The sequence below is a fragment of the Rickettsia endosymbiont of Pantilius tunicatus genome, assembly GCF_964291875.1.
Classification (GTDB): Bacteria; Pseudomonadota; Alphaproteobacteria; order Rickettsiales; family Rickettsiaceae; genus Rickettsia.
On the sequence record NZ_OZ198175.1, the window covers coordinates 702,983 to 715,126 of the forward strand.

The window sequence follows — 12,144 nt, forward strand, 5'->3', positions numbered from 1 at the left end:
ATATATTCTTTGGTTAAATTTTAAGTTCTGTGATAAGCCTATGGTTTGCTATTGGTATTAAATACTTGTTCGTTTGGAGCTGCTATACCTAAAACTTTGCGTGCTTGCTCATCTAGCATATCTTTGTCTAACGATTCGGTTCTAAGTAGTTTAACGTTATGTTCAAGTTCTACTCGCTCAGCTCGCAATAATTTCAGTTCATCATAGGCTTTTTCAAGCTTTCTATTTACTTTTAAATAGGCAATAACTCCTTTATTGCCGTAAATGCAGTGAAAAACAAAATATCCTAGCAGCAATGCTAGAAAGATATTTAAAATTATTTTTTTTGTATGATTATTTGAAAGTATTGAATTAAAAATACTCATAAATATAATCCATTTATAGAAAATATTACTGGAGCAGTTAAAATTATACTGTCAAATCTATCCAATACTCCTCCATGACCTGGTATAATATTGCCGCTATCTTTAATATTAAACTTTCGTTTAAAATATGAAATAAATAAATCACTTAGCTGAGCTATTAAAGCTAGCGTGCAACTAATTATAAACAAATAAATCCTATTTGAGAAATAGTAATTTTCAATATAAAAACCTGGTATAAAACTAATTAAGATTGTAACTAAGCCTGCCGATAATATTCCTGTAATTAAGCCGCTCCAAGTTTTTTTAGGGCTAATTTTTGGAGCAAGCTTTGTACCGCCAAAAGCTTTGCCGCCAATCATTGCAAATGTATCTACCGACCAAATTATGCAAAAATAAAGCATAATAAGCCAGTTATTTATAGGATTGCTACTTAAGAATATTAATAAGCTTATGGGAATTGGGATAATAATTAACCCTATTATTAGATATATAGTAGAAGAATAGGTCATGTCATACCATTCGCTAAGCATTCCTATAGCCACTAATACCATTAAAATATAGAATAAAGGTTTAAGCCATAAGATAGCTACCACAAATGATGGTACTAATACTATACCGGACAGTACTCTTAAATATAAATTTGATTTTTGTTTATCTTTTGCCAAACGTTCTTTTCCTTTTTGAATAATCATCTATAGCGTTTATTATGTCTTCTTTATTAAAATCAGGCCAATATTTTTGAGAAAAATATAGCTCAGCATAAGCTGCTTGCCAAAGCAAGAAATTACTAATCCGGAAAACACCGCCAGGTCTTATTAATAAATCTACATCCGGCATTTCTGGATCATATAACGCATTCTGTATATCGCTCTCAAGAATTTCTGTTTTACCACTTGCAATAATTTTAGTGCAAGCATCTATGATTTCTTGACGGCTACCATAGCTAAAAGCTATACAAAGAGTTAATTTGTTATTATCTTTCGTTAATTCTATAGCATTATTTATTTGTTTTTGCAATGAGTCGCTTAATAAATTAAGCCTACCTATTACTTTTATTTTAATGCCATTTCTATGTAAATTATCTAGCTCTTTTTTTAAATAAATATTTAATAACTTCATTAAAAAAGATATTTCTGTAGTTGAGCGTTGCCAATTTTCAGAAGAGAAAGTATATAGCGTAACATATGGTATTTTAAGGTTAATAAATTCCGGTAATAATTCATGAACTTTATCAGCTCCGGCTCTATGTCCCTCAGATTTAGGTAAGTCATGCGTAGCTGCCCAGCGTGCATTACCATCCATTATTATTGCTAAATGTTTTATGTTAGTCATTATTAAATATATATTTTTGGTTCTTTTTAATGTCATTGCGAGCCTTTGAAAGTGGCGTGGCAATCTCGTCAGACTTTTTAAGATTGCTTTGTCGCTACACTCCTCGCAATGACGACTATACCAATTTTTAAAGTTCTATCTTAGTATACACAGGAAGTTCTATTCTAACCGACAGCCCACCTAAATCCTTGCTATCCTCTAGGTAAAGAAATCCATTATGATTTTTTATTATCTCACGAGTAATGGCAAGTCCAAGTCCTACATTACTTGAATTATCTAACTGTCTTGCTTTATCTGATCTATAAAATGGTTTTAATACTAAAGGTTTTTCTGCATCATCTATGCCCCTGCCATTATCTTCAATTATTATCAATAAGTTAGATGAATTAGCATTTAACGAAATTCTAACTTTAGTACCATATTTTATAGCGTTACTGATTAAATTAGACAAGGCTCTTTCGAAAGAATGTGGTTTGATTCGAAGTTTCACTCCATCTAATTTACTAGGATTTATAAACTCAATATCTATATGTGACCATTTATTTAAAAAAGATTTAATCCAAGATAAAATAAAAACTTCTTCAAACTGTTCTGCACTTTCACCTCTGGCAAAATCTAAATAGGAATTTATCATTTGCTGCATGGTTAATATATCTTGCTTTAATCCGTCAGTTTCTTCATTTTCGTCCATTAATTCAAGTTGTAATTTCATACGTGTTAAAGGAGTTCTTAAATCATGAGAAATCATGGCAAGCATAGTAGTTCGTTTGGTGATTTGCTTTTCTATACGAGATTTCATCTTTAAAAAAGCAAGCCCTGCTTTTCTTATTTCTAAAGCACCTGTAGGCTTAAAATTCTTACTTTTTAAGATACCTCGACCGAATTCGTCCATACTATCTGCAAGAGCAAGTATTGATTTAATTTGATTCTTAGAGAAAATAATAGAGATGGAAAGTAATATGATAGTTAAAAATATAATCCACAGAACAAAAATATATACTGTTGGGTTAAGTAAAAGTTTGGCTGGAAAAGAAATATTTAATATCTCATTATTTAGTTCTAATAATACTTGAATTCTATTTTCCTTAGTTAAGTTAATTATATTTTTCTCATGAATTTTTGTATTTAAAATATTTTTAAATATAGTTAAGGGTTCGTTTAACTTAGGCTGTTTTGCTAATAGTTTCTTATTAGGCTCAAATTGATAAGATAAATTGAGGTAATTTTCTGATAAATGTGTTATTTCTTTGGGATTGTTTTTATGCTCTTTAATTAAAGATTCTATTTCATTGATAATAATGGTGCTAGTATAATATGAAACATTATACCAATGACGATCATAAAACAAAAATATAGCAACTAGCTGTCCTATCAGAATCGGCATAATTATGATAAGCATAAATCTTAGGAACAAAGTCCTAGGTAATATTTTAGATATAAAGTGCATATCCCTCGTTACGCACGGTTTTTAAATATTTTGGTTCTTTAGGATTATCTTCCAGCTTATTCCTTATTCTTGTAATTTGTACATCGATAGAGCGTTCACTAAGACCTCCCATAATTTTTGAAAGCTCAAAGCGGCTAATAGAAGTGCCAAGACGTTCTATAAATATTTCAAGTAACTTCTGCTCAGTAGAGCTAAGCGGAATTATCTGATCATTTTTAGTAAATTCTTTAGTATTATAATTATAAAAATTATTGCCAAATTTAGTTATATTTTTTTCCTTTTTAGGACTATTATAATTATTGATCAAGTTATTTATACGCAATAATAATTCTCGTGGTTCAAAAGGTTTGATAACATAATCTGATGCACCAGCTTCAAGACCTTTAACGCGGTCATCGGCTTCCGATAAAGCAGTTAACATTACTATCGGTATATTATTGCCAGCATCCCTAATGGTAGTAGCAAAATCAAGTCCTGTAATACTTGGTAACATGACGTCTAAAATAATCAAATCGTAATTAGAAGTCTTCAACAAATCTTTTGCCTCTATAGCTGAGACGGCAGTTGATACTAAAAACTCATTTTTATTTAAAAACTGCTTTAAAAGTGCTAATATTCTGGTATCATCATCAACAATTAGGATATGTGCCTTATATTCTTGCATATAAATATGATGTAATTTTTAAAAATTTTTTCGTCATTGCGAGGTGCATAGCGACGAAGCAAACTTAGGAGTTTGCTTTATGAGATTGCCACACTCCTTGCAGTCGTTCGCAATGACATAATTACTCTAGTACAAATAACAATTAATAACAATGACAAAAAATTCAGAAAATAATCTTTGGTATATTTGGATTAATGGTGAGTTAGTTCCTTATGAACTTGCTACAGTACATGCTTTAACTCATAGTTTACATTACTCAGGATCGGTATTTGAGGGTGAGCGGGCTTATAATGGTAAAGTTTTTAAACTTAAAGAACATACTGAAAGATTAATTAAATCAGCAGAAGTTTTAGGGTTGAAAGTACCTTACAGTGTAGAAGAAATTGTAAAAGCCCACAAATTATTAATAGAAAAAAACAATATTCAGGATGCATATATAAGACCGCTTGTTTGGTGCGGGAGTGAATCTTTAAATATTATTAATCCTAAATTATCAACTAACGTTCTGATTGCGGCTGTTTCTTCTATGCCACGAGCATTTACTGCGGGATTTAATTTGTATGTAAGCAAATGGCATAAGGCTGCACCTAATATGATGCCGGTACAATCTAAATCCGCTGCTCATTATAATATGGCGATAACCAGTAAAAAAGAAGCTAAAGCTCTTGGTTATGATGATGCATTATTACTTGATTATGAGGGATATATTGCGGAATGCACTACAACAAATATTTTCTTTGTTAAAGATAATGTGCTATATACTCCAATTGCCGATAGATTTTTAGATGGCATAACAAGACGAACTATTATTGAAATTGCAAAAAATTTAGGGTTAGAAGTAAGAGAAGAGCGTATAAAGCTAGAGCAAATAGAAGATTTTACTAGCTGTTTTGCTACCGGTACGGCAATTGAGGTTCAGAATATTAATTCTATAGATCTCGACGGAAAGAAAGTTACTTTTAATGATCATAAAATTGTTGATATGTTAAAAGAGGAATATGATAGAATTGTAAGGGGATAAAAACGTCATTGAAAGGAGAATCACTTGTGCGGCAATCTTGTGAGATAGTCCACGGTATCCAGAAAAACAATAAAAAAACACTAACATATTTTTAACTGGATCCCGTGGACAAGCCACGGTATGACAAAATAGGCTTGCAATGACGAAACAACATAAAAATGAAAAGCAATGAATAACATATTTAAAGGTTTGATTACGGCAATAATAACGCCGTTTAAAAATAATAAACTGGATTTAGAATCGCTTGAAAAAATTATTAACCGCCAAATTGACGGAAAGGTTGATGGAATAATATTAGCCGGCACAACCGGCGAGGGAAGTAGTTTAAGTTTTGAAGAATATAAATTATTATTGCAAACAGCTAAGGATATAGTAAATAAGCGTATTCCTGTAATTAGTGGATGTTCTTCAAATAATACTGCATATGCGGTAGAGCTTGCAGCAGCCTCTACAAATATTGGGGTTGACGGTTTTATGGTTAGTCCGCCGTCATATTTGAAGCCTACTCAAGACGGAATCTATAAACACTTTGAAGCAATACATGAAGCTAGTAATTTACCGATTATGCTATATTCAGTTCCGGGTAGAACTGGAATCGATTTTACTGATGAAGTAATATTCAAACTGTCTAGATTGCCTCGTGTTTTAGCTTTAAAAGATGCAGGAATAGATTTAGAAAGACCGCTTAGAATTAAATCTATAGTTAAAAAAGGATTTAATCTATTATGCGGTAATGATGATTTAAGTCTTGCTTTTAATGCTCAAGGCGGAGTAGGGTGTGTGTCCGTAGCTTCTAACGTTGCACCTAAATTATGCAAAGAGCTTCAAGAGAAATGGTATAACAATGATGTTAAAGGAGCTTTAGATATTCATCAAAAATTATTACCTTTATATAAAGCATTATTCGTAGAATCAAACCCGATTCCAGTTAAGTATGCTATGCATTATTTAGGATTCTGCACAAACGAAATTCGTTTGCCTTTAACTGAAGCAACAAATACAACCAAAAAACAAATTGAAGAAATTATAACATCATTATCTATAAAGTTATGAGTGAATATAAGAAAGTTATTGCACAAAATAAAAAAGCTCTATTTAATTATTTTATTGAAGAAAGGCTGGAGGCGGGTATTGTATTAAAGGGCAGTGAAGTTCAATCGCTTCGTCAAGGTAAAGCATCTATAGAAGAGAGCCATGCAGCTGATACGGGAAATGAGGTATTTTTGTACAATTGTCATATTGCAGAATATGAAAAAGCAAATAGATTCAATCACTCTACCAGAAGACCGCGTAAATTATTATTGCATAAGAAAGAAATAAATAAAATTATCGGTAGAACTAAAATAAAAGGTTATACTCTAGTTGCCTTGTCTATGTATTTTAACAAAAAAAACAAGATAAAAATTGAGCTTGGCATTGCTAAAGGTAAAAAATTACATGACAAGAGAGAAGCGATTAAAGAAAAAGATTGGAAGAGGGATCAAAGTAGATTGATCAGACAGAAGTAAAGAGTGGGGTATGGTTGTCACCCCGTAATTTATTCACGGGGTTCAGGAAAAAATATGTAATATTTTTATTGTTTTTCTGGATTCCGCGGTCAAGCCACGGGATGACACAGTAGGAGTTGCATCTCCTCGCAATGACGTATCTTAGCCCGAAACAAAATAAAATTAATTTTAAAGGTTATTTATGCAGCATATTATTGGAAAGATATTAGTTATATTTGTAGTAATTATAGGAGTTTTATTTATTTTTAAGACTATAAAAACTTCTTCTACAAAACCTGTTTCCATAGAAGTTAAACAAAATGAAGAGCCTCAACAATGCGAAGAAGAAAGAGTTAAGAAGATTATCGAAGAATATTTACTTAGTACTCCTGAAATAATAATACAATCAATAGAAAATCTACAAAAGCGTAAAGTACAAGAAAGTGAAACCAAAGTTAATAGCTATATTAAGGATAACAAATTAGATATCGAGAATAGCCAAAATTTTCCTGTTATAGGTAATAAAGAAGGTGATATAACTATAGTTGCTTTTTATGATTATTCTTGTTCCTACTGTAAAAAAGGTGATGTTTCTTTAAATGAGTTATTACAAAATGATCCAGAGGTGAAAATTTTGTTAAGACCATTACCTATACTTGGTGATGCCTCTGATTATTTAGCAAAAATAGCTTTAGCAGTTTATAAAATTAATCCTAGCAAATTTAAAGCTGTTCATAGTGAATTAATGAAGATAAGAAATATTTCTAAAGAAACTGTTGAAGAATTATTAGCCAAAAATGACTTAAATATTACGGAAGTTGAAGAGATAGCTGATAGTTCTGATGTAAGAGATTTAATCGCTCAAAATATGCAGATAGCTAGAAATCTTAAAATTCAGGGTGTGCCTGCATATGTAATTAATGCTAGGTTAATCCCAGGATCAGTAGATTTTCCTCAATTATTAAGCATAGTCAAAGAAATTAGAGATAGTAAAGATTCTTAAAAATAAAATGTCGTTCTTATTTTTATAAGAATGACATTTTACCATATCATAATGTTTTCACAAAATTATTATGCCTCTATCTCTTACTAAAAAATACTACATTGCTGAAACTCCAGAAGAAATAGCTTTATGTGATGCTGTCAAAAATAATGATATTGAGCAAGCGGAGCGTTATATTCTAAAGTTTCAGCAAGACAAACAACTACAAAATTTTCAAGCAAATCTTTGTGGACCTTTAGAACTCCATCCTCTTGGTTTTGAGATCGCCGGTAATCCTATTATATTAACTGCAACCATAAATAAAAATAACAAAATGGTTAATAGCTATTGCGTTATGGCTTTAAACCGAATATTGAAAATCATGATGGTTGTAGACCTATATTTGCGGTATTTAAAAACAAGGATTTTAAGACAGTAAAAATACTTATAAATTATCTTAGTAAAGAAGAGCTTCATATTAAAGACGATTTTGGTCGGGATGCTTTATATTTCTCAGTATTAAATGAGCGTTTAGATTTAATAGATGGTTTAATACTTATATATGGAGTAAAAATTAATTACCAATCTGTTTTAGAAGCTGCTATTCATGCTAATAATTTTGAACTATTTCAAAATTTTTTCTTTAATAAAACATTAGATGAGAAAGTAGAAAATAGTTTTCTATTATCTTTAATCTATTTCTTTTAAAAATAAAATAGAAATAATTGAAATTTTACTAAATGATGAAGAAACCAAAATTAATATTAAACCAGAAAATACAAGAGCTATTACACATTACCCCGTAGATATTCCCTTAATTGAAGCAGCTAGAAGTGGAAATAGAGAGGTTATAGAACTATTATTAAAAAAAGGTGATGAAATTAATTTAGGGCAGGAATATCAACCTTTTACGATAGCCGTTAAAAATGGGAGTTTAAAAATTGCATATTTTCTAAAAGAGCATGGGGCGGATGTAACATTTATAGGATCAAATGGCTTGGATGCTTCTAATCTATATGTGAATTATCTTAAAAATCTCTATAAAAAACTGAGAGAAAGTAAAGAAAAGATAAAAAATATAACAGGAATATGTTTAAAATACAAACATGCAACTCTTAATATTAAAGATCTTGAGATGTGGCATAATATATTATCAAGTTATGAGCTAGAATCTTCTAGAGACAAGACTTACACGGAAAGAGAAATAAAAGAGTTGTCATTTTATGAACAAAATTTATTCCCAAATTTGATAATAGATACAGAGATGATAGGATGTTAGTTAATAGATATAATCTTTGATATGTTTCTATAATTTCATCTATATACTTGACAATATGCTTTTAGATTGTTAATATCCTTTTACATATATTAAAGCTTTATAAAGCTAACAAATAAAATTAATTCTTCAAGCCACAAGAATAAATCTAAAAATCTAGTTTGATTCCTAATTTAAAACAACGTAATATCTCCTCTACATTTAAGGAATTAAATTTTTCATTCATATCAACTATAATCTATTATAATAAAAATAATGAGTATAACTAATAAAGAATCCCCAGAACAACTAAATAATCCTGAATTTAATAATCATTATGCAGAAAACGGCAATATAATTAATTTAAAAGAATTAAAACGTAAATTGCCTGAAGAATTACAAGCTCAGGCAGAAGAGCTAAAAATTGAAAATGTTAGTTCTTTGCGTAAACAAGAATTAGTTTTTGCAATTTTAAAGAAATCTGTAGAGCAGGGTGGTTCAATAGTAGGCGAGGGAGTACTTGAAGTTTTGCCTGACGGGTTTGGCTTTTTGCGTTCTCCTGAAGTAAACTATTTAGCAGGACCTGATGATATTTATATTTCTCCAAGTCAGATTCGTCGCTTTGGTCTTCGTACTGGTGATACTGTGGAAGGGCGAATAAGAGCTCCAAAAGAGGGAGAGCGTTATTTTGCTCTACTTAAGGTAAATAAAGTAAATTTTGAAGATCCTTCTAAAGCTTATCACCGCGTCAATTTTGATAATTTAACCCCTTTATATCCTGATGAAAAATTGGGCTTAGAGCTTGAAGATAACAGCAAAGATTTTAGTACACGTGTTATTGAACTAGTCGCTCCAATGGGTAAAGGTCAGCGTGCTTTAATAGTTGCACCTCCTCGTACCGGTAAAACTGTGTTATTACAAAATATCGCCCATGCTATTACCACCAATAATCCAGAAGTATTTTTAATAGTGCTGTTAATAGATGAAAGACCGGAAGAAGTGACCGATATGCAACGTTCCGTGCGTGGTGAGGTTGTTAGCTCTACTTTCGATGAGCCAGCAAGTAGGCACGTACAGCTTGCGGAAATGGTGATTGAGAAAGCAAAGCGTTTAGTAGAACATAAGAAAGATGTAGTAATTTTAGTTGATGCAATAACACGTCTTGCTCGTGCTTATAATACTGTAGTTCCATCATCTGGTAAGGTATTAACTGGTGGTGTTGATGCTAACGCACTTCAGCGTCCGAAAAGATTTTTTGGTGCTGCAAGAAATATTGAGAATGGTGGTTCACTTACTATAATCGGTACGGCTCTAATTGAAACAGGTTCACGTATGGATGAAGTGATTTTCGAAGAGTTTAAAGGTACAGGTAACTCTGAGATAGTGTTAGATCGTAAGATTGCTGATAAACGTATTTACCCAGCTATTGATATAACTAGATCAGGAACTAGAAAAGAAGATTTATTAGTTGATAAAATAGTACTAAATAAAATGTGGGTTCTTCGCCGCATCATCGACCCAATGGGTAGCAGTGAAGCAATAGAATTCTTGCTTAAAAAGTTAGAACATACTAAAACTAATAATGAGTTCTTTGAGATGATGAAAAGCCCAGCAGAACGTAAATAGGGTATGTATGTCATTGCGAGGAGTGAAACGACGTGGCAATCTAGTAAAACATCCTGGGATTGCTTCGTCGAAACTTTCAGTTTCTTCTCGTAATGACGGAAAAATTGATCCACGAACCAACCTCTCCTCGCAATGACGAAAACTAAAAAATATATTGCAAAATGAATATAACACCTGATTATTTAATTGAAAGAAAACAAATAAAATCTCGTTTATTAGTTTGGAAGTTAATAGCAATTATTTTAATTGGTGTTTCATTCTTCTTAATTTGTAAAGATTTTGTTCCAACGGAAGTTTTAGCCAATAATAATGATGATTATATAGCTTCGGTATTAATTGACGACATAATACTTGAAGATGAGAAGCGTGATAAAAAGCTTAAGAAAATTGTTGATGATTCTCATATTAAAGCCTTAATAGTTAATGTAAATTCCCCAGGTGGTACAGTAGTAGGTTCAGAAAAAATTTATAATATTCTACTTAAAATATCAGAAAAAAAGCCAGTAGTTATAGTTATGGGAACAATGGCAGCAAGTGGTGGTTATTTAATCTCTCTTGCTGGTGATTATATCATTAGCCATAATGGAACTATAACTGGTTCAATTGGGGTAATATTACAGACTACTGAGATAACTGACCTTGCACAAAAGCTTGGCATTACTTTTCTTAATTTTAAATCAGGTGAGCTTAAAGCTGCCCCAAATCCTACTGAAAAACTAACTGAAAATGTGCGAGTAGCGGTTATGGAAAATATAGAAGATACTTACAATTTTTTTATTGAACTTGTTGCTGAAAGACGTAAAATTCCTATAGATGAAGTCAAAAAACTTGCTGATGGCAGAATATATTCAGGTCGTCAAGCTGTAAAACTAAAGTTGGTAGACAGTATAGGTAATGAGGATACAGCCTTAAAATGGTTGCAAGATGAGAAAAAAATCGATGCTAAATTAAAAATTAAAGACTATCAGCTAAAACCAAAACCTAAATTAGTGGAAATGATGCTTGAAGATTTCGACAGTTTAGTCCCTAGTTTTTTCAAAAATAGTTTTAATGGAATTAAGGCAATTTCTAATTATGGCTACTAAAATTGATTTGGTAAATAAAATACATAAGCAGCTGGATTATCTTTCTAAAGAAGATGTAAGTGATTCTGTGAATTTAATCCTTGATTATTTAAGCAATTCTCTAAAAGAACAGAACCGTATTGAAATCAGAAATTTTGGTAACTTTTCTATCCGTACTCGAAAATTCCCAGAAAGTGATAAATTTTATAATACAATTTATTATAGAAAGCCTAAAAATTTCCTCAAAGAATAAGGTTGCTGCAAGTGAACGAAAAGCTGGTAGACGAAGGTCAATTTCAAAAAGAGCAAAGAGGCTGTAAGCCGTGGAGCGGCAGCAGTTACTTAATACGTGAGCAGCTAAGGGCTTACAAAGGCGACGTAGCCAATTTTTGAAATTCTACCTGAGTATACAAATTGTGAAGTGGTCTAAATATACTTTCTCCGAAAAAATTAAAATAATAAAAAGTAAAATAACGCATAACAATATTATATGTGTAGCTCTTCATACTTATAATTTAGAGCTTTTTGAAAAAATATTAATAACAGAAAAGGTTAAAGATATTAATATGCTGTTCCTTGCTCATTATGGATTATTTAAAGGCGATAAATATTATACTTTTTTACAAAAGCTATATAATTACTCAAATGAAAATAATGTTACTTTAGATAAAGAAAAAAAAGAATATTTAGAATACGTATTAAAATATATAGAAATGTTTGATCCTTTAAAATTCACCAAAAATGAACAATTACAACCTCGTTATAACGATGAAGACACGTTAGATTATTACGATCGTACTTCTAAAAATTTAAGTGTAAATAATACAAATCCTACTAATCAAATTGGAGAGTCTTCTAAACTGAATTATGTAGAGCTGGATTGGACAAGTTAAAACTTATT

Annotated in this window: 15 protein-coding genes; 10 read left to right on the plus strand and 5 right to left on the minus strand. The window is 31.0% G+C overall.

All coding sequences use genetic code 11. The features are described from left to right. Window positions 1-38 precede the first annotated feature (38 nt). The 5 genes from ACICQC_RS04080 to ACICQC_RS04100 all read right to left on the minus strand — a co-directional run bounded on the left by ACICQC_RS04080 (window position 39) and on the right by ACICQC_RS04100 (window position 3,808). The gene (locus ACICQC_RS04080) at window positions 39-365 is read right to left on the minus strand and encodes a septum formation initiator family protein (RefSeq protein WP_395477482.1); all 327 of its coding nucleotides are present in this window, start codon (window positions 363-365) and stop codon (window positions 39-41) included. Then, on the minus strand, window positions 362-1,057 hold the full coding sequence (locus ACICQC_RS04085; RefSeq protein ID WP_395477483.1) for a phosphatidate cytidylyltransferase: 696 nt from the start codon (window positions 1,055-1,057) through the stop codon (window positions 362-364). Before ACICQC_RS04085 ends, ACICQC_RS04080 begins: the two co-directional genes overlap by 4 nt. Next, window positions 1,017-1,697, minus strand: coding sequence for a polyprenyl diphosphate synthase (uppS, locus tag ACICQC_RS04090; protein WP_395477639.1), 681 nt, complete (start codon window positions 1,695-1,697; stop codon window positions 1,017-1,019). The genes ACICQC_RS04085 and uppS overlap by 41 nt, the downstream gene beginning before the upstream one ends. Before the next feature lie 127 nt (window positions 1,698-1,824). Next, complete coding sequence (locus ACICQC_RS04095) at window positions 1,825-3,144, minus strand: ATP-binding protein (RefSeq protein ID WP_395477484.1); 1,320 nt, start codon at window positions 3,142-3,144, stop codon at window positions 1,825-1,827. Beyond that, complete coding sequence (locus tag ACICQC_RS04100; RefSeq protein WP_395477485.1) at window positions 3,128-3,808, minus strand: response regulator transcription factor; 681 nt, start codon at window positions 3,806-3,808, stop codon at window positions 3,128-3,130. Before ACICQC_RS04100 ends, ACICQC_RS04095 begins: the two co-directional genes overlap by 17 nt. 151 nt (window positions 3,809-3,959) lie before the next feature. Here ACICQC_RS04100 and ACICQC_RS04105 point away from each other — a divergent pair, with 151 nt between their 5' ends. From ACICQC_RS04105 to ACICQC_RS04150, 10 genes are all read left to right on the plus strand, one after another. After that, window positions 3,960-4,829 (plus strand): branched-chain amino acid transaminase, encoded by an 870-nt coding sequence (locus ACICQC_RS04105; RefSeq protein ID WP_395477486.1) that lies wholly within the window; start codon window positions 3,960-3,962, stop codon window positions 4,827-4,829. Between the two features lie 168 nt (window positions 4,830-4,997). Next, window positions 4,998-5,882, plus strand: coding sequence for a 4-hydroxy-tetrahydrodipicolinate synthase (gene dapA, locus ACICQC_RS04110; protein WP_395477487.1), 885 nt, complete (start codon window positions 4,998-5,000; stop codon window positions 5,880-5,882). Next, window positions 5,879-6,337, plus strand: a complete 459-nt coding sequence (gene smpB / locus ACICQC_RS04115; RefSeq protein WP_395477488.1) for an SsrA-binding protein SmpB — start codon at window positions 5,879-5,881, stop codon at window positions 6,335-6,337. Before dapA ends, smpB begins: the two co-directional genes overlap by 4 nt. Window positions 6,338-6,518: 181 nt before the next feature. Next, window positions 6,519-7,319, plus strand: coding sequence for a DsbA family protein (locus tag ACICQC_RS04120; protein WP_395477489.1), 801 nt, complete (start codon window positions 6,519-6,521; stop codon window positions 7,317-7,319). Window positions 7,320-7,646: 327 nt separating this feature from the next. Then, window positions 7,647-8,006 carry a hypothetical protein gene (locus ACICQC_RS04125; protein WP_395477490.1) on the plus strand — a complete coding sequence of 120 codons (360 nt, stop codon included), beginning with the start codon at window positions 7,647-7,649 and terminating at the stop codon, window positions 8,004-8,006. A 55-nt stretch (window positions 8,007-8,061) separates the two neighbouring features. Next, on the plus strand, window positions 8,062-8,577 hold the full coding sequence (locus ACICQC_RS04130; RefSeq protein WP_395477640.1) for an ankyrin repeat domain-containing protein: 516 nt from the start codon (window positions 8,062-8,064) through the stop codon (window positions 8,575-8,577). A gap of 252 nt (window positions 8,578-8,829) precedes the next feature. Continuing rightward, window positions 8,830-10,179 (plus strand): transcription termination factor Rho, encoded by a 1,350-nt coding sequence (rho, locus tag ACICQC_RS04135; RefSeq protein ID WP_011477405.1) that lies wholly within the window; start codon window positions 8,830-8,832, stop codon window positions 10,177-10,179. A 161-nt stretch (window positions 10,180-10,340) separates the two neighbouring features. Continuing rightward, complete coding sequence (gene sppA, locus ACICQC_RS04140) at window positions 10,341-11,264, plus strand: signal peptide peptidase SppA (RefSeq protein WP_395477491.1); 924 nt, start codon at window positions 10,341-10,343, stop codon at window positions 11,262-11,264. Beyond that, complete coding sequence (locus ACICQC_RS04145) at window positions 11,254-11,496, plus strand: HU family DNA-binding protein (RefSeq protein WP_395477492.1); 243 nt, start codon at window positions 11,254-11,256, stop codon at window positions 11,494-11,496. Before sppA ends, ACICQC_RS04145 begins: the two co-directional genes overlap by 11 nt. Window positions 11,497-11,659: 163 nt before the next feature. Further along, window positions 11,660-12,136 carry a hypothetical protein gene (locus ACICQC_RS04150; RefSeq protein ID WP_395477493.1) on the plus strand — a complete coding sequence of 159 codons (477 nt, stop codon included), beginning with the start codon at window positions 11,660-11,662 and terminating at the stop codon, window positions 12,134-12,136. Window positions 12,137-12,144 lie beyond the last annotated feature (8 nt).

Excerpts from the sequence above, each read along its gene's own strand:
- ACICQC_RS04100 (WP_395477485.1), bottom strand. The coding sequence starts at position 3,808 with ATGCAAGAATATAAGGCACATATCCTAATTGTTGATGATGATACCAGA.
- ACICQC_RS04095 (WP_395477484.1), bottom strand. The coding sequence starts at position 3,144 with ATGCACTTTATATCTAAAATATTACCTAGGACTTTGTTCCTAAGATTT.
- ACICQC_RS04145 (WP_395477492.1), top strand. The coding sequence starts at position 11,254 with ATGGCTACTAAAATTGATTTGGTAAATAAAATACATAAGCAGCTGGAT.
- dapA (WP_395477487.1), top strand. The coding sequence starts at position 4,998 with ATGAATAACATATTTAAAGGTTTGATTACGGCAATAATAACGCCGTTT.
- smpB (WP_395477488.1), top strand. The coding sequence starts at position 5,879 with ATGAGTGAATATAAGAAAGTTATTGCACAAAATAAAAAAGCTCTATTT.
- ACICQC_RS04085 (WP_395477483.1), bottom strand. The coding sequence starts at position 1,057 with ATGATTATTCAAAAAGGAAAAGAACGTTTGGCAAAAGATAAACAAAAA.
- ACICQC_RS04120 (WP_395477489.1), top strand. The coding sequence starts at position 6,519 with ATGCAGCATATTATTGGAAAGATATTAGTTATATTTGTAGTAATTATA.
- rho (WP_011477405.1), top strand. The coding sequence starts at position 8,830 with ATGAGTATAACTAATAAAGAATCCCCAGAACAACTAAATAATCCTGAA.
- ACICQC_RS04105 (WP_395477486.1), top strand. The coding sequence starts at position 3,960 with ATGACAAAAAATTCAGAAAATAATCTTTGGTATATTTGGATTAATGGT.
- uppS (WP_395477639.1), bottom strand. The coding sequence starts at position 1,697 with ATGACTAACATAAAACATTTAGCAATAATAATGGATGGTAATGCACGC.
- ACICQC_RS04080 (WP_395477482.1), bottom strand. The coding sequence starts at position 365 with ATGAGTATTTTTAATTCAATACTTTCAAATAATCATACAAAAAAAATA.
- sppA (WP_395477491.1), top strand. The coding sequence starts at position 10,341 with ATGAATATAACACCTGATTATTTAATTGAAAGAAAACAAATAAAATCT.